This window comes from Arthrobacter humicola (assembly GCF_022803015.1).
In the GTDB taxonomy this organism is placed as follows: domain Bacteria; phylum Actinomycetota; class Actinomycetes; order Actinomycetales; family Micrococcaceae; genus Arthrobacter; species Arthrobacter humicola_A.
The window spans coordinates 1-22,065 of the sequence record NZ_JAFKON010000013.1 but is presented as its reverse complement, the minus strand read 5'-3'; the positions used below and the strand labels follow the sequence as shown (position 1 = coordinate 22,065).

The 22,065-nt window shown below is 60.0% G+C and carries 18 protein-coding genes; 3 read left to right on the top strand and 15 right to left on the bottom strand.

Annotated elements, in window-relative coordinates:
- Positions 1 to 101 precede the first annotated feature (101 nt).
- The 14 genes from ARTB_RS18965 to ARTB_RS18900 all read right to left on the bottom strand — a co-directional run bounded on the left by ARTB_RS18965 (position 102) and on the right by ARTB_RS18900 (position 16,376).
- On the bottom strand, positions 102 to 806 hold the full coding sequence (locus ARTB_RS18965) for an LPXTG cell wall anchor domain-containing protein (protein WP_243181884.1): 705 nt from the start codon (positions 804 to 806) through the stop codon (positions 102 to 104).
- Between the two features lie 170 nt (positions 807 to 976).
- Positions 977 to 2,170 (bottom strand): DUF4012 domain-containing protein, encoded by a 1,194-nt coding sequence (locus ARTB_RS18960; protein ID WP_279294441.1) that lies wholly within the window; start codon positions 2,168 to 2,170, stop codon positions 977 to 979.
- A gap of 696 nt (positions 2,171 to 2,866) precedes the next feature.
- A complete protein-coding gene (locus tag ARTB_RS18955; protein ID WP_243181882.1) occupies positions 2,867 to 4,180 on the bottom strand; it encodes a UDP-glucose dehydrogenase family protein in 1,314 nt (437 codons plus the stop codon).
- A 64-nt stretch (positions 4,181 to 4,244) separates the two neighbouring features.
- Positions 4,245 to 5,714, bottom strand: a complete 1,470-nt coding sequence (locus ARTB_RS18950; RefSeq protein ID WP_243181881.1) for a sugar transferase — start codon at positions 5,712 to 5,714, stop codon at positions 4,245 to 4,247.
- Between the two features lie 25 nt (positions 5,715 to 5,739).
- A complete protein-coding gene (locus tag ARTB_RS18945) occupies positions 5,740 to 6,714 on the bottom strand; it encodes a GDP-L-fucose synthase family protein (RefSeq protein WP_243181880.1) in 975 nt (324 codons plus the stop codon).
- Positions 6,714 to 7,742, bottom strand: coding sequence for a GDP-mannose 4,6-dehydratase (gene gmd / locus ARTB_RS18940; protein WP_243181943.1), 1,029 nt, complete (start codon positions 7,740 to 7,742; stop codon positions 6,714 to 6,716). The genes ARTB_RS18945 and gmd overlap by 1 nt, the downstream gene beginning before the upstream one ends.
- Before the next feature lie 169 nt (positions 7,743 to 7,911).
- The gene (locus ARTB_RS18935) at positions 7,912 to 9,234 is read right to left on the bottom strand and encodes a hypothetical protein (RefSeq protein WP_243181879.1); all 1,323 of its coding nucleotides are present in this window, start codon (positions 9,232 to 9,234) and stop codon (positions 7,912 to 7,914) included.
- A 2-nt stretch (positions 9,235 to 9,236) separates the two neighbouring features.
- Positions 9,237 to 10,121, bottom strand: a complete 885-nt coding sequence (locus ARTB_RS18930) for a glycosyltransferase family 2 protein (RefSeq protein WP_243181878.1) — start codon at positions 10,119 to 10,121, stop codon at positions 9,237 to 9,239.
- Positions 10,118 to 10,912 (bottom strand): glycosyltransferase family 2 protein, encoded by a 795-nt coding sequence (locus ARTB_RS18925; RefSeq protein ID WP_243181877.1) that lies wholly within the window; start codon positions 10,910 to 10,912, stop codon positions 10,118 to 10,120. Before ARTB_RS18925 ends, ARTB_RS18930 begins: the two co-directional genes overlap by 4 nt.
- Positions 10,902 to 11,960, bottom strand: coding sequence for a glycosyltransferase family 4 protein (locus tag ARTB_RS18920; RefSeq protein WP_243181876.1), 1,059 nt, complete (start codon positions 11,958 to 11,960; stop codon positions 10,902 to 10,904). Before ARTB_RS18920 ends, ARTB_RS18925 begins: the two co-directional genes overlap by 11 nt.
- Positions 11,961 to 11,975: 15 nt before the next feature.
- Positions 11,976 to 13,109: a polysaccharide pyruvyl transferase family protein gene (locus tag ARTB_RS18915; protein WP_243181875.1), complete on the bottom strand. Its 1,134-nt coding sequence runs from the start codon at positions 13,107 to 13,109 to the stop codon at positions 11,976 to 11,978.
- A complete protein-coding gene (locus ARTB_RS21800) occupies positions 13,087 to 14,049 on the bottom strand; it encodes a glycosyltransferase (protein ID WP_243181874.1) in 963 nt (320 codons plus the stop codon). Before ARTB_RS21800 ends, ARTB_RS18915 begins: the two co-directional genes overlap by 23 nt.
- Before the next feature lie 190 nt (positions 14,050 to 14,239).
- Entirely contained in the window at positions 14,240 to 15,715 is a 1,476-nt protein-coding gene (locus ARTB_RS18905) for a polysaccharide biosynthesis tyrosine autokinase (protein ID WP_243181873.1), read from the bottom strand.
- A gap of 196 nt (positions 15,716 to 15,911) precedes the next feature.
- Positions 15,912 to 16,376, bottom strand: a complete 465-nt coding sequence (locus tag ARTB_RS18900) for an Lrp/AsnC family transcriptional regulator (RefSeq protein WP_243181872.1) — start codon at positions 16,374 to 16,376, stop codon at positions 15,912 to 15,914.
- A 159-nt stretch (positions 16,377 to 16,535) separates the two neighbouring features.
- Here ARTB_RS18900 and pdhA point away from each other — a divergent pair, with 159 nt between their 5' ends.
- Genes pdhA through ARTB_RS18885 form a run of 3 tightly spaced genes read left to right on the top strand, consistent with a single transcriptional unit; the run spans position 16,536 to position 20,385 of the window.
- Positions 16,536 to 17,789: a pyruvate dehydrogenase (acetyl-transferring) E1 component subunit alpha gene (gene pdhA, locus ARTB_RS18895; protein WP_243181871.1), complete on the top strand. Its 1,254-nt coding sequence runs from the start codon at positions 16,536 to 16,538 to the stop codon at positions 17,787 to 17,789.
- Entirely contained in the window at positions 17,786 to 18,898 is a 1,113-nt protein-coding gene (locus ARTB_RS18890; RefSeq protein WP_243181870.1) for an alpha-ketoacid dehydrogenase subunit beta, read from the top strand. Before pdhA ends, ARTB_RS18890 begins: the two co-directional genes overlap by 4 nt.
- 2 nt (positions 18,899 to 18,900) lie before the next feature.
- Positions 18,901 to 20,385, top strand: coding sequence for a dihydrolipoamide acetyltransferase family protein (locus tag ARTB_RS18885; protein WP_243181869.1), 1,485 nt, complete (start codon positions 18,901 to 18,903; stop codon positions 20,383 to 20,385).
- 161 nt (positions 20,386 to 20,546) lie between these two features.
- Here the strand turns inward: ARTB_RS18885 and ARTB_RS18880 are convergent, their stop codons facing one another.
- Positions 20,547 to 21,722 carry an acyltransferase family protein gene (locus ARTB_RS18880; protein ID WP_243181868.1) on the bottom strand — a complete coding sequence of 392 codons (1,176 nt, stop codon included), beginning with the start codon at positions 21,720 to 21,722 and terminating at the stop codon, positions 20,547 to 20,549.
- Positions 21,723 to 22,065 lie beyond the last annotated feature (343 nt).

The following is a 22,065-nucleotide window of genomic DNA, read 5'->3' as shown; positions in this document are numbered from 1 at the left end:
TGGCCATGACAGGCCCCATGACGTGTTAACACGAATGGTGGTGGGGTTCATCGGTATCCCGATGAACCCCACCACCATCTTTAGTGCGTGTGGTTTGGAACCTAGACTGCAACCTCGGCCTTGGCGCGGCGGCGAACCACCACAACGGAGGTTACGCCAGCTGCCAGGGCACCTGCGCCCACCAGGGACCAGATCATGAGGTTGGAATCAGCGCCGGTGTTGGCCAATCCGCTCGTGGAAGTGGAAGTGGAAGCGGCCGCTACTACTGCGCCTTCTACCGTGATGCTCGAGGTGGCGGTGACGCCGGACTCCAAACCGGTAGCGGTGAGCGTGTATACGCCCGGCTCGCCGATGCTGAGCGCGAGGGCGAAGGCGCCACTGGCGTCTGCGCGGGAGGAGAGTTCCTGCGGTGCCAGTGGCAGCGTGATCTTGCCGGGAACGCTCATGCCACGGCCGTTGACGCTTGCACCCGTTGATGCAGGCTTAGTCCCGGGCGTGACTTTGATGACGAGGCCTTCGCCGGCCTTAAAGCCGTGTCCACGGAAAACGAACTGGGCACCCGGTCCAACAACGCCGTCAGAAACGGCGGCGTTTGCGGGAGGTGCCGGGTAGTGACCGTTGCCGTTGCCCTTGCCGTTGCCCTTGCCGTTGCCCTGGCCGTTGCCCTGGCCGTTGCCCTGGCCCTGGCCCTGACCTTGGCCCTGACCTTGGCCCTGACCTTGGCCCTGGTTGTCTGCCATTGCCGGCATTGCGCCCATGAGTGCGATGGAGCTCGCGAGTGTGATTGCCGCAAGTGTTTTTTTCATTCTTGTCCCCCTGAGACCGTGAATACGTGTGTCACGCGATTGTGGAGACTTCCGGCCCCCCGAGCGGCCGTGGATTGAAATCTCATTTGATAAGCCCATGCAGAGACTAGCATCTAAAACGAGTGTGACCAAAGTGAATCAAGTCGCTTTACTTACTGTTAACTTGGCATTTACGTCCCCGCCCCGCAGGCGGAATTCTCGGTGCCCAGGATGACGTCCTTGACAGCTTGCACAGAGGGTGTGACAACCACGTTAGGTTCAGTGTGCTGGACGATTTTGCCGAAAGTTAACTCGACCGTGCTGCTCTGGCCGGGGGTCAGGGTGACCGTTACTGTCCCCACTGGCCTATCGGCGTGACGGTGGGCGGCGAAGTCCGTCTTTTTTCCGTCCACCGCGGCAGTTTCCACGTTGGCTTGGGCCGGGCCGTAGGCGATCACGTTGGTCTGGACTGTCCCGGCCGGCACGCCGAATATGCCGCCTCCGGTGACGTAGGCCGGCAGCGACGTCGCGGCGTCGGCAGGGGCCGTGTTGGTGCTGGTGATGCGGACCTTGACCTGCCCGTAGCCGTCGGCCGTGCATTCCTTCACGAGTTGAACGGACCGCTTGACGTAGTAGTCCATTTTGGCGCCGGTTCCGTCGTTGAAGTAGACGCCGAACTGCGCGGGGGCAACACTCTTGCCGGCGATAGATCCGCTGAGCGGATAGTTCGCGATGATGGTTTGTTCCGCGGCCCCGCCGGACCACACGAGGACCCGGCCTTCCGCCGCTCCACGAGTCATGCCTTTGATCAAGCCCTTGGCGTCACCCTTGCCGCTTGAGAGGGCTCCGAAGATTTCCTTGGCGACGCCTGCAAAGTAGGCGTCCTGATCTGTTGGCGACGCAATTTTGGCATAGACATCGGACAGCAGGGTTGGGACCACATTCTTACCGTTCAGCGCCGTAGGCAATTTGTCCTTTGCGAGGGCCAACAGCTCCGGACTGGTGATCTTGACCGGCCCGGTCGCGTCGAGGATATAGCCCAGCGCCACGGGGTCCAAGGAGAGGACGCCGTCCACATGCTGCCCGGTCTTCCTTTCCCACATAGCCTGCGCAGTGGCTGCAGCTGTGGGGAAGTCCGGGGTGAGGTTGACGTCTTGGATGTATTGCCCGAGTCGGGTCGAGTAGATCTGCTGCTGTTCCGCGTCCACGGGTATAACGGGTGACATCACGCCAACGGCGCTGCCGCTGCTTTGTGTACCCAGTGTCAGCTTGCCTTTGTCCAGCGTCAGTATTGCTAGCGCTCCGGGAATACCGCCGGAGGCACGAGCTTCGGAATTGTTTTGGATCATGAGCAAGTAGTTCCGTTCCCCATCAGCCCCCAACATTCCCGGGACGATTTGGGCCGCATTCGCGGATGCATCCAGCGCACCCGTCACTGTTTTGAGTTGCTCCCGGGCCCGTGTCAAAGGTTCAGCCACCTGGGGCCACAGATTGCTGGCGTCGATTCCATCTAGCCGTTCTGCCGTGGCCCGCACAGCGTGCGCAGCGGAAGATACGCTAGGGGAGGCCGCTCGGAGGGGTTCCAGATTGGTTCCCGCCGGGCTGGGCATCAGACTGTTCCAGTCGAGGGAATCGAAGACCTTCACTAGAGGGGTAACCCCCAAAGTGGCAACGTCGTCTGCTGATCGAGCAACTTCTGCGACGGCGCTGAAATTTGCACCGATCCAGGGAATCGACCTTGCTAAGGTCCACAGCGGATCTCCCGCGGCATCGCGGGCGGCGGCCGTGTGGGATAGAAGCTTCTCCGAAGTAGCTTTGGCCTCTTGTGGCTTGTCGGCAGCAACGTTGTCTCTTAGAACGGGGAACAACTGGGCGGATGCCTCAAGTTCGTTCTTGATAATGGTGGCCCTGGAGCCGAGCCAGGCCGCTGCGGCGATGGACAGGACCGCAATGACGGCCAACCATAATGAAGCGATCACCAAACGACGGCGGCGGGGCCGTCGAAGCGTCGCGCGGTCGGGGCCATGCGATGCGAGGCCCGCCAGGCCGGCATCCGAGGATTCGGGCGTCCCACTCATCGTCTACGGACGCCCCAGCCCGCGGTAGTTCCAGCCGGCCGCGCGCCATTTGGCGGCGTCCAAAACGTTGCGACCGTCCAGGATGCGGGGGGTGCTTACCGACGCGGCCAAGGCGTACGGGTCGAGGTCCCGGTATTGCTGCCACTCAGTGAGGAGCAGCAAGGCATTGGCCCTTTGGACAGCCTTCTCGGTATCCGTTTCATAATGCAGTTCCGGGAACCTACCGGCAGCGTTGACCAGAGCTTTCGGATCCGTAACCGTTACCACAGCACCCTGGAGCTGGAGTTGGGCGGCGATGCTCAGGGCAGGGGAGTCGCGCACATCGTCGCTCTCCGGCTTAAAGGCGGCGCCAAGGACTGTGATCCGCTTGCCAAGCAACATGCCGCCGCAGAGTTCTCGGGTGAGCTCCACCACCCGAGTCCGGCGGCGCATGTTGATCGCATCCACCTCGCGCAAAAAAGTCAATGCCTGGTCTGCGCCCAGTTCCCCGGCACGAGCCATGAACGCCCGGATGTCCTTCGGCAGGCATCCCCCGCCAAACCCGATTCCTGCATTAAGGAACTTCCGGCCGATTCTGTCGTCGAGGCCGATTGCATCGGCCAACTGGGTCACGTCCGCCCCGGCGGATTCACAGACCTCCGCCATGGCGTTGATGAAGGAAATCTTGGTCGCGAGGAAAGAATTGGCCGCTGCTTTGACTAGTTCCGCTGTTGCCAGGTCTACCACCAATCGAGGAGTGCCTGCATTCAGAGGAACGGAGTAGATCTCGTCCAGGATTGCCACGGCCGGATGGTCCTCGGAGCCACCCGGCACGCCGTACACAAAGCGATCCGGCTTCAATGTGTCGGAAACTGCGTGTCCCTCGCGCAGGAATTCGGGGTTCCACACTAGATGTGCCGTTGTGTCCATATCGCGGACCAATTCAGCAAGCCGTGCGGCTGTGCCGACGGGGACCGTGGACTTACCGACGACGACGTTGCCGGGTTGGAGATGGGGGAGAAGCGCGACGGTTGCGGCGTCAACGTAACTCATATCAGCGCCATTCTCACCCTTCTTTTGGGGTGTCCCGACACAGATAAAGTGGACGTCGCTTCCTGCAGCTTCTGCCATGTCTGTAGTGAAGGACAGCCGGCCCGTCGACTGCACCTCGCTCAGAAGCTCATCTAGTCCAGGCTCGTAGAATGGCGCCTTAGCTGATGAGAGCTCGGCTATTTTCCGTTCGTCGACGTCGATGCCGACGACGTCATGTCCCAGCTCCGCCATGCACGCAGCATGTACGGCACCCAGGTAACCGCAGCCGATTACTGATATACGCATTTTGGTGCCTTCCCCAAAAAATGATGACTGGCGGCCTGAGCCGCCAGACTTGTGCAGGTCTTGATCAGAAAGCGCCCGTACTTGCGAATACTGCTTTGAAAGTCTTTAAGAGTATGACTACGTCGCCCATGAGCGACCAGTTCTCCACGTAGTAGAGATCCAGGCGGATGCTCTCTTCCCAGCTGAGGTTGGAGCGACCGCTGACCTGCCACAGTCCGCTCATGCCGGGGCTAACATACAACCGTCTGTGGGCGGCGTCGTCGTACAGGGCTACCTCGCCTTCTCGCTGAGGCCGGGGCCCCACGAGACTCATAGTTCCACCCAGTACATTGAGTAGTTGTGGCAGTTCGTCGAGTGAATACTTTCGCAACACGCGGCCGAGCGGCGTTATTCGGGGGTCATTCTCAATCTTGAAAAGTGGGGTGTCGTTAGAGCCTTGAGCCTCGAGCAGGGCCTGCAGTTGGGCGTCGGCATTGACCTTCATGGAACGGAACTTCAACATATTGAAGGTAGTCCCCCTCAGGCCGATTCGCTCCTGGCGGTAGAAAACTGGTCCGGGATCGGTGACCCTGACCAGGAGAGCAAGCGCGAGGAATAGTGGAGATAGGAACGCTACCAATAGTCCGGCCACCGCGATGTCGAAGGCTCGTTTGGCCACCTTCTTGCCGCCAGTCAACTTGGGCGTGGAAACATGAATCAACGGCAGTCCGGCTACCGGCTGCGTGTGGATGCGAGGTCCGGCCACGTCTGTGAGGGCAGGGGCCAAGATCATACCTATGTCCCGTGCGGCCAAGTCCCAGCCCAGCCTGCGGAGATCCTTCGGGTGAAGATTCACGCCAGCAGATACTGCAACCGCATCCACGTGAGTCTCTATGATGATGGCGAGAATGGAGTCGAAATCCGACTGCACGCCAGTCACCGGTATGGAGGATCCAGGCACGGTGGACGTACCCTCGGGCGCCCCTGGCAGATGCGCAGCCACGGGAAGATACCCTGCCGAAGGTGCACTGTTGAGCGAGCGCACCAGATGGGCAACCGAATACGGCCCACCAATAATTAGCACCCGGGCACTGCTCTTGCCGACTTTTCGTTCAAGGCTCAAGTGCTGGCGAACGAGCCACCTAGCGGCAAGCAGGCCGAGTGCTCCGGCTGGGAAAGCCAGACCGACGAACCCTCGAGCCGTGTCTATGCGCACGGCATATGAGGTCACTGCCAAGGCACCAAAGAGCCAGGCGGAGCTGGCAATAACTCTCTTGTACTCTTCTGAGCCTGAGCCCAGAATGCGAGCCTCCCTTGAGCCCCAGAAACCCAGCATGAGCCACCACGAAAGCACCAAAGCTGCTGACAAGACGAGGTAGCGAACGTCTTGAGTCGTATCAGAACCGATGTCGGAGAATCCGAATCGAACCCCGTATGCCCCAGCGACTGCCCAGATCACGACTCCGGCATCGATGAGCTTAAGGCGTCTGGAATACTTGGATCGCCAATCGTCGAGCTTGATCGCCTGTGGCTCGACTCTCTCTTTGGTTGTCACTTGCTATCCCCGAACAAGGCGTGATTCACGATCGAATCTGGTCGACGTTCGCGCGGTACCACTCGACCGTGCTCTTGATTCCGTCGCTGAGACTGATTTTCGCCGTCCATCCAGCATCAGACAGCCTTGTAACGTCGAGCAATTTTTGAGGCGTGCCATCAGGTTTGGTAGTGTCCCAGGACATCTTCCCGTCGTAGCCGACGGCCTCGGCCACGATTGATGCCAGTTCCTTGATCGACACGTCGGTGCCCGTGCCGACATTGACCTGGTCAGCACCGTCATAGTTTTCCAACAGGTGCAGGCATGCTGCCGCCATGTCATCGACGTGCAAGAACTCGCGTCGGGGCGATCCCGTGCCCCAATTGGTGACTGTCGCGCTTCCATTGCTTACGGCGTCGTCATAGCGCCGGATCAGGGCGGGAAGTACGTGAGAGCCTTCGGTGGAGAAGTTATCGCCCGGCCCATAGAGGTTCGTCGGCATGGCCGAAATCCATGGGAGTCCGAACTGGCGACGTACGGCCTGAACGTGCATAATTCCCGCGATCTTTGCTACCGCGTAGGCATCGTTAGTCCGCTCAAGGTGGCCAGTCATTAGCGATTCTTCGCGGATGGGCTGCTCTGCGAACTTAGGGTAGATGCATGATGATCCAAGGAAGAGGAGCCTTTCAACTCCATGCTCCCGTGCCGCGTCGAGGACATTTACCTGGATGCGGACGTTGTCACTGAGGAAATCGACAGGATAATTGCTGTTTGCGAGAATGCCGCCAACTTTTGCGGCTGCAAGCACAACGTAACGGGGCTTCGTAGCCGCAAAAAAGTCAAATACGTCATCGCGCTTCTTTAGGTCAAGCTCGGCTGAAGTGCGTCCGACGAGGTTGGTGAAGCCCTCGTTTGCGAGGTTCCGCCAGATTGCCGATCCGACCAGTCCACGGTGCCCGGCCACATAGAAAGTGGATGATCGGTCAAGTCGTCCTGGCTCGAAAGTGATGTCTGTATCCACTATTTCTTCCAGCTTTCGAGTTCCACGCTGTCGATCCAACTGTTGCCCGCATGCTTCAATGCTTCGATGTCAGCATCCACCATGATCCGGGCAAGTTCCGGAGTGTGGACAGATGCTTTCCACCCGAGCTTTGCCTGGGCCTTGGAAGCGTCGCCCACGAGTGCATCTACTTCCGTAGGCCGCAGGTAACGTTCGTCGAACCGTACGTGGTTCTCCCAGTTGAGGCCGGCATGCTCGAAGGAAATCTGGAGGAAGTCGCGAACCGTGTAATTGCCGCCGGTAGCCAGCACGAAGTCGTCCGGCTCGTCGGCCTGAAGCATGCGCCACATGCCTTCTACGTACTCGGCTGCATATCCCCAGTCGCGGACTGCGTCCAGGTTTCCCATGTAGAGAAGGTCCTGCTTGCCGGCTTTAATCGCCGCGACGGCCCGCGTGATCTTGCGCGTGACGAAAGTCTCGCCGCGGCGGGGCGACTCGTGGTTAAAGAGAATGCCATTGACGGCGAACATGCCGTAGGCCTCGCGGTAGTTCTTGGTGATCCAGTAGCTGTATACCTTCGCCGCGCCATAGGGTGACCGCGGATAGAACGGGGTTTCCTCGTTCTGAGGCGGGGGAGTGGCCCCGAACATCTCGGACGATGAGGCCTGATAGAACCGCGTCTCAATTCCGGACATGCGGACGGCCTCAAGAAGACGGACAGTCCCGACGCCGGTGGTATCTGCCGTGTGTTCAGGCTCATCGAACGAAACACGCACGTGAGACTGTGCGGCCAAGTTGTAGACCTCATCCGGCTTGATTTCGGCGAGAAGTGTCACGAGCCGGGCTCCGTCGCTCAGGTCGCCGTAGTGGAGAAACAGCCGCGCTGCCGGGTCGTGCGGGTCCACATACATGTGATCAATTCGGGCTGTATTGAACGTTGAGGCGCGTCGGATGAGTCCGTGCACTTCGTAGCCTTTGCTGAGCAGGAGTTCTGCCAGATAAGAACCGTCTTGCCCCGTGATACCGGTGATGAGTGCGCGCTTAGTCAAAAATGCCCCCCAGGAAGTTTCAAAATTAATCACGCAGCCTGGTGGCCGCGCAACAATGCCAGACTGTACAACGTTTTTATCATAGAACTGAGCCGCTGCAGGTAGCCGGTTGACCAGCTTTACGGATATGACGACCCAGTTTACGGCTTTGAGGTGTAGATCACCTCGGCTATATTGTGGACTGCTTTCGAACTCGAGAGATTGCCAGCCGCATGCTGGGGAGAACCTGGATAAAGAACATACTCACCGCCATGCATATGTACGGAGCGGCCGCACCCAGACTTCCCACGGTCTGGATGGTTGCTGTCACTGTGGAAACCGCAACTGCGACCACACATGCTGCCTGGAACCACAGCGCTCTTGGATCTGTCAATAACATCGCGCTTGGCTGATGCAGGGAGAAAACTATGAGGTAGGAGCCGGCACCCAGTGTCAATAGAAGGGACGGCGATACGGCGCCTCCCGTGATGAGAGCCGCGGCGACGGGTATTAGTAAGATGAATCCTCCGGCGAATGTTGCGCCGATTACGGCAAAGATGACGAGGTGGGATCTGAACGATCCAAGATCCAATTCATTGCGATTGAGCTGGCCTCGGTAGCGCGACCAGAGGTTTTGGCCTACAACACCTGCTATCGCTAGCAGCGGCCCCAAAAACTGGGCAACTACGGAATATGCGGCGACTTGCTGTGCGGTGCCAAACTGCGAAAGCATCAGTCGGTGGCTCTGAAAGCCGACAGCCATGCCAACCGAAATTATAAGGAACGGTGCTGCGGTGTGCCAAGGGCTATCAGCTTTGTTGATCCGGAGAAACAGCCCCGCGAAGGGCAAGTGAAGCCGAATCTTGGACGTTCGACGCGCCATCATGAAGCCCGCGAACGCGTTGAGCAGATAGGCCGTCCCAGGACCGAAGAAGTATAGGTAGGCGGGCGCATTTGTTAGCCACAGGGGAATGTAGATCAACATCTGGACAGCGGGGCCGATGAAACCGAGTCGGACGACGTCCAGCATGCGTCCATGTCCCTGAAGAATCCTTGCACCAATGCCTAAGGGTATGGAGCCAGCAATGCAGATCAGTGTAAATCCGGCGCCCAGCAAAATTCCAGGCTCCGACGCCAAATCACCTAGAAGAACACTCAGTTGACCGTTGGTGATTCCCCAGAGAGTTGCCGGAATCAAGCACAGGGCGACGATTAGCATGTAGTCCCTGGCTCGGGAAACAAGGTGGCTGAATCCCTCATTGGATAGCTTGCCGGACGCATTGTCCGCAGTAGCGTTGACAACGCTGGCGCCGAGGCCAAGGTCTGCGAATGGAAGAAGATTCACAAGAGAGGCGATCAGCGCATATGCCGCGTAAGTCGCCGCGCCGTGCTGTCGCGACAGAAGTGCTATGACAAACACATTCGCGCCCAGACCGGCCGCCAGGGTGCCCAGCCTCGTGAGGGCCATCCCCCCAAGTTCGAACTCTCTTGCTTTCACCAGAAGTGCTGACATGGCTATGTCCCCGGTGTTGTTCTGAAGGCAGCCAGGCGCCCAAAAAGCTTCCGGACCATGAGCGATGGCGACGAGGCGACGGATCGCAGCAGCCATCCCGCGGTGCTGACCCAGGCTCCATTGGCCGCAGATGAGCGGGCGGCCCTCATCGACGCTGCCGCTGCTATTTCTGCCCCGTTCATAAGAGCGACAGGCCAGCGTAGCGATTCGGCGTAGTAACGACGGATCGACTCTTTGTCCTCTATTGCTTTGATGGGTGCTTTGCTGGATTTTCCGGCGAAAAGACGGTATCGCGTTGAAGGACTGTCGTGCATGATCACGTGTCCGGCGAGTGAGAGGCGAATAAGCATCTCGTAATCTTCCGCAAAACGTGTGCCAAGCCCGGGAATATCCAGAGATTCTGTCTTCGACAGGGTTTCCCGTCTGATAACCGAAGCAGCGGGAGGCCAAGGCCCGAAGCCCTTCGAAAGCAACTCCTTAGTGTTGACCACTGTGTAGGTGCGTTGCAGGAGACGTTCGCGTCCATTCGGAAGGATTCCGATGACTGTTCCTGCGGCTACTCCCGCACTGGGTTGCCGGTTAAGGATTCTTACTGACTCGAGTACGCCTGCCGGTATGAGCTCATCGTCAGCGTCTAAGAAGACGATAAACTCGCTCGTTGCGGCGCGAAGACCTGTTTGACGGGCGACGGATGCTCCGGAATTTGTCTGGCGGAGTACTTCCGCCCCTGCAGCTCGTGCAACGCCAGCTGTAGAGTCTACAGAACCGTCATCAACGACTATTATCCTGCAGCCGTCCAGCCCACTGCAGCTGGAGATGGCCCTCTCGATTGTGTCTTGTGAGTTGTACGCCGGAATGATTACGGTGATCCCATCGGCACCGCTCATTTGGGTTGCCCCTGAATAATCTGGGGAGCAGACTTACGTAGTGGGCGCCGCATCACTCTCTCGAGGACGGTCAGTCCGCAGAAGAAAACAGACAGCATACTATCGAGCGCCGTAAAATTCGTAACACGAATACGAGCCTCGGCTCGGGCGCGGATCATATCCCTATAATGAGCCCATGCATTGCGCTTTGATCCGGCGCCGTTTGCGTCGAAATCACACAGGATTTCAGCCCAAACCCGCGGCGCAGAATTCATCGATGCGCGCATCATAAACTCTTGATCGGCTGTCAATCCAAATTCAGTCTTGTAGCCTCCAAGGCTCTCGAAGAACTGACGATCAAAGACGGAAGCCTGATGCGGGATGATTCGGCCGCCGATGAGGAAGCGTGCGTGCTCAAAAGGTACTTGGCCGCCGATGCCGAGAGAATTGTTGCCGTCCACAATTCGGCTTAAGCCGTAGCCCCAATGAAAGTGTTCGTTAATATATGTTTGTGCCACGACACTGGCGGACGTTTCGGAATGGAAAATGTCTGCCGAGTGGAGGAACCAAAGCAGTTCTCCCGTGGCCATCTTGGCGCCCTTATTCATTGCGTCGTAACGCCCGTTATCTTTTTCGCTGACCCATCGAATTGAGTCACCGAAGCCGGCAAGATACTCGCGAGTTCCGTCAGTTGAGCCGCCGTCAACAATGATGTGCTCAATGTCATCCCAGGATTGATGCTTGACGCTCTCAAGGGTCTTCTTGACGCCCGGCAGATCATTAAAGGCAATTGTGACTACGCTAATTTTCATATAGAGCTCCTTCTGAACTTCGGGTGCCTAAAGATTGTTGCCCTTTGCAGGCGTCGGTGTATGCAGTCTCGAGGCTTCGTCGTGCCTCGTCAGCCGTGAGGAGCCCAACCATATTGGAAGTCGTGAGTGAGACGGTGCGCTGAAAGGCGTCGTCGGTGAAGAACCGCTGAACTGCTCGAGCTAGGTCGGTAACAGACTCGGACGCAGTGAAATACCCAAGAGATTCCATCGTAGGTATTCTTCTGGCGATGACTGGAACACCCGCTGCGGCTGCTTCCATGGCTGAGATTGGAGCAGATTCCCAGGAACCCGTGTGCAGATATAGGTCTGAGGAGGCAACAAGGCGCCGCGCTTCTCTGGGATCTACCCAGCCGCTCACGGTGACGCCTGCATCTAAGAGTTGTTGCTTAAGATGCGGGTCTCCGTCGCCTATCCATGTGAAATCTATGTCGCGACCGCAGGTTCTTGCGACGGCGGCGAAGAGCCCGGGGTCTTTCTGAGCCCCGATCCGCCCCACCATGGAAACAGTCGGGCGTAGTGGCTTGGAACTCGGGATCCCCTCGGCCGTCAGGACGTTCGGAACGTAGTGGACGGCCATTTTGGGATTGAGGGCCCTCCCCAGATCGGCTTCATGCGGGCTCACTGCAATGAGAGTTTGTTGCCGCAGCGCCAGCGTCCACTCCGCCGCGCGTAGGGTCGTACGCCATAGGACGCTCCTGTCCCTTCGCTCAAAGGCGTAGCAATGGGGCGAATACGCTATTGGCACTGCCCTGGGAACCAGAGGGCGGGCCAGGCCGGCAAGACTGGAGTGCAGGTGAACGACGTCCGGACGTTCAGTTAGGATTGTACGTCGAATCTTGACGAGAAACTGGACGAGATTTCCCCTGAACTCGATCACCTGTGTGTCGTCGCTGAACTCGCCAGACTCCTCGCCATGTCTGGGGCGTCCGACCACCACATGGTTTGCATGGGGGAGAATCTGCGTATATTTCGAAATTGCGTTTTGGACCCCGCCACCCATGGCCTCGGTAACGTGCATGATCTTCATCTTGTTGGCCACAACCTAGTCACCACTCGTTGATTGCAGGGAGGCGACGGTGCGCATATTTGATATTAGGGAGCCGTGAAGCGCCCTAATATCCTGTCGCTTGGCGTCGATGGTTGCCCAGAAGTCTTCCGGATGAGTCCGGATTTGGGCCAGAAGATCGTTGATCTGTGGGAGAGTTGCATCCCTTGCGTTAAGTACGAATTGGTCTAGACCCAAGTCCTCATAAGCCCCCCACCCCTTGCGCTCGTAACTCAGGTGGATTGCGGGGAATCCAGCTATCAGCGACGACAGAGCGCCATGTAGACGGGTACTAACAACTATCCGAGCCGCAGGCTCCGCAAGCACGGTCTTCATGCTCCTTGGTTCCGCGGGGCTGAGGCGACTCGTGAGCGGGTAGTCATCATTCCCGCCCCCGGTCGATTGCAGGGCCCACTCAAATTCTTCAGATCTCGCAACTTCCTCAAGCAAGTTGTAATAGTTGCGAGGATTGGAGAGTTCACGTGCTACGAATATCGGCCTCGCGCTGAGATTCTGCGGCCTCTTCGCGCCGGCCGGGCTCTCCGCAAGTTCGAGGACCGCCATGTCGGGCATCCGCTGCAGCGAGGAAACGGCGGCGAACTCGGAGACCGACCGGTCATCACGCGCATAGACCGTACGGATCTTGCTCAGGTTCTTCTGCATTGCTCGCTTATAGACTCCGTGGAAGGGGCCGATGCTTTGCGGAAGATAGACACTCTTGTGTCCCTGGGAGGCCGCCAGACGCAACTGTCCGAAGTGGGCGCCCCAGCTCTTGATGGCCGGGACGAGAGCGTCACCTCGCAGGTATCCTCCACCGACCGCAACTATGAGATCGGCCTCTTGAGCCATTTCCCGGAATACACGGGACCCGCCGAGGAATCCAGTTGCCAGCATGGATAACCGTCGAGGAACCTTGTTCCACTTGTCCAGTAGCGGAGCGTTCCATTGATGGTAAGCGGGGCCGCCGAAGGCTTCCGCGTCGGACGCTATCACCCTGATGTCTGCCGGTCCGACGGCCTTTAGTACCGACTCGCGAGCTAATTCAACGAGCAGTCCGTCCCCGGAGTTCCTAGGGCTGTATGCGTGAAGCAGTAGGACCTTGGGTAGGTCAGACTTCCAGGTATTCGACAATGGAGCTCCTTGTGCTTAGCTGCTCGACTGATTCAATCGCTGAGATGAAGGCACGTCGCCGTTCGGACTCGTCGTGCGCCAGTCTCTCGACGACTGAGGAAAAGGTTGACCGGTCACGGAACATCCAGACCGGGCCGCTGCTGGCGAGATCTTCAAATACGTCAATGTCTGACGCTATGGCGCCGCGGCCGCGAGCGCGTGCTTCCCAGATAACAAGGGGATTGAGTTCCCAGCGACTTGGCAGGAACACCGCATCGGACCAGTCGAAGAAAGATTCAACGTCAGAAGTGTGGGGGAGTAATTCAACCCGGTGGGGTGAACGTACATCGGCTATGGATCGTTCTATCTCGGACCGCTGTTCTCCGTCACCCAGACACAGAAGATGAACGGGGGTGGAAACGCCAGCTAGAAGCTCTGGAATGCGGTCGAGGCCCTTTTGCTGAGATAGTCTGCCAGCGAACACCAAGTTCAGCCGTTCCAGTGTGCCTTCCCGGGGCGGTACCGCGGGCTTATCGGAAGTCGCGATCATATTGTGTTCAACCCTGGTGTTGGCTTCCGTTCCAAAGCCACGTTCAATGAGTTCGGCGACGGCTCTCGCGGAAGGAGCGGTAATCAGTCCGGCGGACTTAACTCCGCGTTTCACAAGAACGTCTTCGATCTTGCCCTGAATTCCAGACGAGTCTTGGGATGGCAGTTGATGGAAGGATGCTGCCAGCCGTTTGTCCGAAAGTATGCGCTTGGGGAGAAGTCCCAAAACGAGGTGACTCGCTCGCATCAACGAGTAGACCGAAGTGGCATCGCCGAGTATTTGGCTGAGTTTTCGACGGGCCTGAAATACTCCCCAAGGGTTGCGTCTACAGCCTAATTCGATTGTCGAGCTGGCCAGGTTCTTGGCGGAGGCGTGGTTTCTATTGCCGGAGAAGAGAATGACGATAGTCACATTCTCCGGTCCTAGCTGACGGAGGATCCCCTCCAGCGCCCCTTGGGCGCCTCCGCCTTCAAGCCAGGGGACAACAATGAACGTCGACTTGGGGCGCAACTGTGCAGATATCACTACAGTGACTTTCTTTGAAAGGATCAGCAAGACATGGGGCACCCGTTCTCTGACGGGTGGTGAATGCCATCGAGCCCTAGCTGCCGTGGATCTTTTGAGGGAATTTGCTGGCCGCTCTTGCCGAATGGCTCGCCACTGCTCCCGAGTAAGGCTCTTCATCGTCGTACTGACCTGTAGCTGAATCGGGTTGACCACCCTGTTGCGGATCGGCGGTGTAGTACGTGTAGGAGTAGGCGTCCGAGGATTTCAGCTGCAATCGGTTCAGCACGACGCCGAGCACTGTTGCCCCAACGAGTGTGAGAGTTTCCAGGGCTTTCTGCAGATCCTGGACTCTGGTCTTCTGCGCGCCTACGACGACGACGACTCCGCCCGCGTGCCGGGACAGGACGGCAGCATCAGTTACAGGCAGCAGCGGCGGAGCATCCACGATTACGGTATCGAATTCTTGTTCTAGCCGCGAAAGCAAATTCTGCATTTCGGTCGAACCCAGAAGTTCGCTTGGGTTGGGCGGAATTTGTCCGGACGTCAATACGTAGAGGTGACCCAAACCCCATGGTTGGAGCAGATCATTTACGTCTGCTGCCCCGAGCAACGCGGTGGTTAGCCCGGCATTCCGCTCAAGCCCCAGGTACTCACCCACCATTGGTCGGCGTAGGTCGGCGTCCACGAGACATACAGCCTGGCCAGCCTCCGACAGTGCGATTGCCAGGTTTGTAGCAGTCGTACTCTTTCCCTCCCCTGGCAGGGATGAAGTGACGACGAAAGTCTTTGCATGACCGGACACGTTGGCAAACTGCAAATTGGTGCGCAGTTGCCTGAAGGACTCTGCTCTTGGGCTTTGGGCCGGAACCTGCGTGAGCAGGGGCTTTTTCAAAGCATCTGACTCAAATGCAATGCGTCCCAGCAGGGGTGCATCGCTCACGCGCCTAAGGTCACTTTCGGACTTGATGCGGGTGTCAAGAATCGTGCGCAGAATGGCAAGCCCTATGCCAATCACCAGTCCTGCCAAGAAGCCGAGGACGATGTTCAGTTTTGTGTTAGGGGCCGACGGGGCTGCAGGAGCTGTTGCGGGCGTGATGACGGAGAGACTAATTGGGGATGCCCCGCCAGTTTTGGGCCGCTCCAATATGTCGACCGCTTTGATGAGGCTGTTTGCCACAGCTTGTGCCGTTGCGCCCGCCTGAACGGGAGAGCTGTCCTCGACCGAAATTGTAATGAGGACGGTATTGAGGTCCGTGGATGCCTTTACTCGTCGACTCAGCTCTCCGGGTGTGGTATCGAGCCCCAGGCTATCGATGGCCGGCTGGAGAACTGCGGGTGTACCCACGGTCTTGGCATAAGACTGGACCCGGGCCTGACTGAATGTATTGCCCTGCTGGAGCTCCTGCACCGTGCCTGAGCTCTGAATGGAGACGAAAAGCTCAGTTTCCGCGGTATATGTTGGCTGAATCAGTACAGACGCGCCGCCAGCAATTGCAGTTCCAGCCAACGTGGCGGCCACGATAAGAATCCAGTTGGTTCTTAGGATTTGGAGATATTCGCGCAGGTCCAACCGTGGCCCCCTGGTCTTACGCTCGGGGACCTGCCGCATGGCACGTCCCCAGAACGGCTTTATTCTTGCGGTCTCTGAGATTGTACCCGGAATGAAATCCAACAGCGGTCACCCCTGCTTTCGAAGGACACAATTCAGTTCTTGGGCTTTGATGTTCGGGTGACTTGTAGCTGGTGGATTCACGACCCGTCGATCGCTAGCGCGTATCAACATCCTCAAACACCAGAAACGTCTGCGTATCCAGGACCCCGGGCATGGACTGCAGCTGGTCGAAGATCACCCGGCGAAGGTCTATGTTGTCCACGGCGCGCACCAGCAGGATGACATCGAAGTCCCCGCCCACCAGCGCGATGTGATGAACCTCCGGGATGGCGCGCAGGAGTTCGCGCAGCTCTCGCCAGGAATGCTGGCGCACTTTCAGCGTGACGTAGGCGGACGATTTCAAGCCGGCCTTGATGGGATCCACCAGCGCCGTGAACTTGGTCAGGACGCCTTCGCCGGTCAGCCGGGCAATCCGCGTGTAGGCGTGGGCGCGGGAAATGTGGACGTTCTCAGCCACCTGGGTCACAGACATCCGGCCGTCCCGGGTCAGCTCCGCGATGATGTTCCGGTCCACATCGTCCAGCGGCACCGCCACCTGGTCTGATTCGAGCTCTGCCATTTGTCTACAACCCCTGCCGGTAATCCAGCTCACACTTACGATTTGTCTTCCAGATTAGGGCAAATTTGTGGACATCTCCACGATTCACGGGAGAGGTGGATACGAAACATCGGCTGGCGGCATACTGGGAAAGATTAGTGGCTACAGAAGGACGGACCAATGACGATCTCCGCAGACCACGCTGCGCAGCCAGCTGCACAGCAGGCCGCGCAACAAGATCCAGCCGGTGATGCCGTGAGCAAGTTCGGTATCAGCGTTGAGGACTACATGTTGCCCGCACGCCACCAGATCCAGATGGTGGGCCCGGGCGGAACCCTGAATGCCCACACGGAGCAGGGCACCCAGCCGGGGCACGAGTACAGCCTGCCCAGCGAGACCGAACTGATGGCCGCCTACGAGCAGCTCGTCATCGGCCGCCGCGTCAATGACCAGAACTCCGCGCTGGTCCGGCAGGGCCGCATGGCCGTCTACCCCTCGAGCCACGGCCAGGAGGCGTGCCAGGTTGCCGCCGCACTGTGCCTTGCCGAGGGTGATTGGCTGTTCCCCACCTACCGCGACTCCGTGGCCGTCATGGCTCGCGGCGTGGATCCCGTCCAGACGATGACGCTCTTCCGCGGCGACTGGCACGGCGGCTACGACCCCGCCAAGAACAAGGTCGGCATCCAGTGCACCCCGCTGACCACCCAGCTGCTGCACGGCGTCGGCGTGGCCCACGCCGCCAAGCTGCGCGGCGAGGACACCGTGGTCCTGGCCATGTGCGGCGACGGCGCCACCAGCGAGGGCGACTTCCACGAGGCCCTGAACTTCGCCGCCGTCTTCCACCTGCCCGTGGTCTTCTTCGTCCAGAACAACCAGTACGCGATCTCCGTGCCGCTCGCGCACCAGTCCGTTGCGCCTTCGCTCGCCCACAAGGCAGTGGGCTACGGTATGGCCGGCGAACGCGTGGACGGCAACGACATCGTGGCCCTGCTCGCCGTCCTCGGCCGGGCCGTCAAGCTCGCCCGGGAAGGTTCCGGCCCGCTGCTCGTGGAGGCACACACCTACCGGATGCAGGCGCACACCAACGCCGACGACGCCACCCGCTACCGGCAGGACAGCGAAGTCGCCGAATGGGTGGCCAAGGACCCGCTGAGCCGGATGCAGACCTACCTGACGGACCGCGGCCTGCTGGACGATGACCGCGCCGCCGTGATCGCCGAAAAGGCAGAGGCGGTAGCCACGCAGCTGCGCGAAGGCCTCAGCGAAGAGGTCCCGGTGGAACCGCAGGATCTCTTCAAGTACGTCTTCTCCACCCCCACACCACAGCTGAAAGAACAGTCCGCCATGCTCGCCGACGAACTGGCCCGCGACGCCGCATCCACCGCAACCGCATCTGCCGCAGCCGCATCCATCTCAAGGGAGGCCGGGAAATGAGCCCTACCATCACCACGTCCTCCGAGGCGAACGGCAACGTCAGCGCCGCGACCGCCCGCGCCGCCGCCAAGGCTGCTGTTGCGGCCGAGCAGGCCGGCCCGCAGACCATCACCCTGGCCAAGGCCCTGAACACCGCGATGGTGGACGCCATGCACGCGGACCCCTCGGTCCTGGTCTTCGGCGAGGACGTCGGCATGCTCGGCGGTGTCTTCCGCATCACGGACGGGCTCACCAAGACCTTTGGCACGAGCCGCTGCTTCGATACCCCGTTGGCCGAATCCGGCATCGTCGGCATGGCCGTCGGCATGGCGATGAACGGCATGCGCCCGGTCATCGAAATGCAGTTCGACGCGTTCGCCTACCCGGCCTTCGAACAGATTGTCAGCCACGTGGCCAAGATGCACAACCGCACCAAGGGCGCCGTGAAGCTGCCCATGGTCATCCGGGTCCCGTATGCCGGCGGCATCGGCGGAGTGGAGCACCACTGCGACTCCTCCGAGGCCTACTACGCGCACACCGCCGGCCTGAAGGTCTTCACCCCGGCCACCGTGGCCGACGGCTACCGGATGCTCCGCGAAGCCATCGACTCCGACGACCCCGTCATGTTTATGGAGCCCAAAAAGCTGTACTGGTCCAAGGACCAGGTGGACCTGGACGCGCTGCGCGCCGAGCACGCCGCGAACACCGAGCGCGGCACCTCCTCCGAGGGCCGGGCCGCCGTCGCCCGCCCCGGCACCGACGCGACGCTGATCGCCTACGGTCCGTCCGTCCCGACGGCGCTCGCCGCCGCGGCCGCCGCCGCCGAGGAAGGCCGCTCGCTCGAAGTGATCGACGTCCGATCGATCGTGCCGTTCGATGACGAGACCGTCTGCGCCTCGGTCCGCAAGACCGGCCGCGCCGTCGTGATCGCCGAGGCCCACGGCTTCGCGTCCATGGCCTCGGAAATCGTCGCCCGGGTCCAGGAACGCTGCTTCCACCACCTGGCCGCACCGATCCGCCGCGTCACCGGCTTCGACGTGCCCTACCCGGCGCCGAAGCTCGAGCACTACTACCTGCCCGGCGTGGACCGCATCCTCGACGCCGTTGACGACCTCCAGTGGGAAGACTGACCATGAGCGAACCGAAAGTATTCCTCCTGCCGGACCTGGGTGAAGGCCTCACCGAAGCCGAGCTCGTGAACTGGCTCGTGGCCGTGGGCGACGAGATCCGCGTGGACCAGCCGATCGCCGAGGTGGAGACCGCCAAGTCCATGGTGGAGGTGCCCTCCCCGTACGCCGGCACCGTGGCCGTGCTGCACGGCGAGCCCGGCCAGACGCTCGACGTCGGCAAGCCGCTGATCTCGGTGATGCCGGTTGGTGCCCAGACGTTCGCGCCTGCCGCAGCCCCGGAGACTGCACCTGCAGCGACTCCGGAGGCTGAGCAGGCCGGAACTGAGGACGCCGCTGCCGAGACCTACCGCGAGGAGGAGAAGGCTGGGTCTGGGAATGTCCTGATCGGGTACGGGACTCCTGGCGGGCATGGGGTGGCCCGGCGGACCCGGGCTCCCAAGGCTGCTGCGGCTGCGCCGGTGGCACGGTTGTCGGAGGCCGAGAGGGCGGCCGATGACCTGGTGCTCCTGCGCACCCGGGTTCCCGGGAAGCTGGGGGCCGTTATTTCTCCGCTGGTCCGCCGGATGGCGCGCGATCATGGGGTCGATTTGGGGGGACTCCAGGGGTCGGGGGCCAGCGGGCTCATCATGCGGCGCGACGTTGAGGCGGCCATCAAACCCGCCCCGGCGGTTGAGTGCCCGGCGGTAGTGCCGAGCACCAGCCCGGTCACGGCCGGTCCCAACACTTCATCGGGCACCGGAACTGTGACCACGGATGCGCGCACTGGGCTGGGCATTGCCGGACGCACGGCCGTCCGGGGCGTGCGGAAGGCCGTCGCGGCGAACATGGCCCGCAGCCGGTCCGAGATTCCGGAAGCCACAGTGTGGGTGGATGTGGACGCGACGGCGCTCGTGGAGATGCGCGCCGCGCTGAAGAAGGCCGACCCGCACAACACGCCGGGCCTGCTGGCGTTCATCGCCCGGTTCGTCGTCGCGGGGCTGAAGAAGTACCCGGAGCTGAACACCAGGATCGTGACCACAGAGGACGTGGCCGGCGGCGCCATGCAGGAGATTGTGGCCTTCGACGGCGTCAACCTCGGTTTCGCGGCGCAGACTGACCGCGGACTGATGGTGCCGTCCGTGCGGAACGCGGACAAGCTCAGCGCCCGCCAACTGGACGCGGAGATCCGCCGCCTCACCGCCGTCGTGCGCGAAGGCAAGGCGACCCCGGCGGAACTAGGCAGCGGCACGTTCACGCTGAACAACTACGGCGTGTTCGGGGTTGACGGGTCCGCCGCGATCATCAACCACCCCGAGGTTGGGATCCTCGGCGTCGGGCGGATCATCGACAAGCCCTGGGTGGTCAACGGCGAGCTCGCGGTCCGCAAGGTCACCGAACTGACGCTCACCTTCGACCACCGGGTGTGCGACGGCGGCACCGCCGGCGGGTTCCTGCGCTACGTGGCCGACGCGATCGAGAACCCGGGGTCGGTGCTCGCGGACATGTGACAAGCGAGGAGCTGACGATTTCCTAGGCGTTCCGATTGAGCCTAATGCTGACCCAACGGGAGTGTTCGCTTGGGTTCGACGTTCGGTTGTTCCGGACGCCATTGTGAACCGCGGAACGAGCGGGCAAACTGTTGCGGCCCGGCTGGGACCCTTAACCGGTCTTATGGAGCCTTCGACACCTCCAGCTGCACGTCTGGCTGAGGGTGGGCAGAAGGGGTAACCGGGGCTTGATGCTTACCGTCGCCGCGGATGAGTTTGCGGCAAGGCTCCTCGACAAACCGGAAAACCAAATGCGCAGCAAGATAAACAAAGCCGAGCGTTCCGAGGACTACCAGGGCTCCAAACGGCCAAAGGCTGCCCCCATACAGGGAATCTGGAATCACGTTCCTGACAACAGTCAACGCTTGCTGATGGATCATGTAGAAGGAATAGCTGATGGCGCCGCCGTGGACCATCGCCTTGGTCGAGAGCATTCTTGAAACGCCGTCAGTTCCTCGGACAAGGCCCAATATGAGGATGCCGAAGGCCGGCAGCATAAGAATGGAAACTGCGGATGGAACGTAGGCGAGGACCAGAACTAGGACAATGGCTAGGCTCGGAGCGACGGACCAAAGCCGCCCCAGTCGCGGAGTGAGCGCATAAACCTTGAACAGGCAGCACCCTGCGATGAACGCACCCGCGATCCTAAAGAGGTCGCCGTCGGTCGAGACCGTCGCGTCGGAGTTCACCATCTGATAAGCGGCCGTGAAGCACGCCAAAGAGACCAATCCGACAATCCATGAAAGAGCAATGGATCGCACCCGGAAGATTACAGTGGCTGCGATCGGGAACAACAGGTAAGCGAACCACTCCGCACTGACCGACCACGAAGCGCCGTTCCAACTTTGAAGATGGCCCCACCACGCTTGGATGAGGAACACGTTTTGCAGGTAGGTCCAAAATGTATTGTCGCTGAGTCCTGGCTGTACCGGGACTCCTAACAGCGCGGCGGCCGTGAAAAGAATCATAGATGTATGCAAGGTCAGGAAGTGTACTGGGTAAACGCGAGCGATGCGGAGTCGGAGGAAATGCAGATATTCCTTCCGATAAAGACCGGCGCTGAATCTGTCCATGTATTGGTAGGAGAGGATGAAGCCTGAAAGCATGAAGAACAGGTCGACGCCGCGCCATCCTTGATCGAACAAGGGGGCTAGGAACGTGAGCCCTGGCAGCAGCCCGAATATGACATCGTGAAAGTGGTGTAGCAAAACCCACACGGCGGCAATGATTCGCAGGCCAGTGAGTGCTTTAAGGTGAGTAGGTTTCTTGGCAACGGTCAACGTATTTTCCCCCGACATGGGGGACACGATATAGCGGGGTACAGCTTTCCAACTAATGTGTCGCATTTCCAGACAGGATGCCCCCTGGCGCAATAAGCTGGAGGACTCAAGGGGCCGTCCGCAACAGCTGATATGAGTTGAGTCTGTCCTTCACAAACACCTCCGGAGATGTCAGGACGGGATGTATCAGATTCCTTTGAGGACCTGAGGTTGATCCGCGGGGTCCTCCCGACGCCTTCGGAGGTGTTTGTTATGTCTGTTCAGGGCGTGGTGACCGGTGAATCACCCGTTGTTGTTGCTGTCGACGTTGGCAAGAGGACGGTCGCGTTGTCGGTCACCGATGCCGCCCGGCATCGCCTGT

Coding starts and splice junctions, on each gene's coding strand:
- ARTB_RS18955 (WP_243181882.1), bottom strand. CDS start 4,180: ATGCGTATATCAGTAATCGGCTGCGGTTACCTGGGTGCCGTACATGCT.
- ARTB_RS18885 (WP_243181869.1), top strand. CDS start 18,901: ATGAGCGAACCGAAAGTATTCCTCCTGCCGGACCTGGGTGAAGGCCTC.
- ARTB_RS18960 (WP_279294441.1), bottom strand. CDS start 2,170: ATGTTGGGGGCTGATGGGGAACGGAACTACTTGCTCATGATCCAAAAC.
- pdhA (WP_243181871.1), top strand. CDS start 16,536: ATGACGATCTCCGCAGACCACGCTGCGCAGCCAGCTGCACAGCAGGCC.
- ARTB_RS18935 (WP_243181879.1), bottom strand. CDS start 9,234: ATGTCAGCACTTCTGGTGAAAGCAAGAGAGTTCGAACTTGGGGGGATG.
- ARTB_RS18925 (WP_243181877.1), bottom strand. CDS start 10,912: ATGAAAATTAGCGTAGTCACAATTGCCTTTAATGATCTGCCGGGCGTC.
- ARTB_RS18930 (WP_243181878.1), bottom strand. CDS start 10,121: ATGAGCGGTGCCGATGGGATCACCGTAATCATTCCGGCGTACAACTCA.
- ARTB_RS18900 (WP_243181872.1), bottom strand. CDS start 16,376: ATGGCAGAGCTCGAATCAGACCAGGTGGCGGTGCCGCTGGACGATGTG.
- ARTB_RS18965 (WP_243181884.1), bottom strand. CDS start 806: ATGAAAAAAACACTTGCGGCAATCACACTCGCGAGCTCCATCGCACTC.
- ARTB_RS18920 (WP_243181876.1), bottom strand. CDS start 11,960: ATGAAGATCATGCACGTTACCGAGGCCATGGGTGGCGGGGTCCAAAAC.
- ARTB_RS18890 (WP_243181870.1), top strand. CDS start 17,786: ATGAGCCCTACCATCACCACGTCCTCCGAGGCGAACGGCAACGTCAGC.
- ARTB_RS18880 (WP_243181868.1), bottom strand. CDS start 21,722: ATGTCGGGGGAAAATACGTTGACCGTTGCCAAGAAACCTACTCACCTT.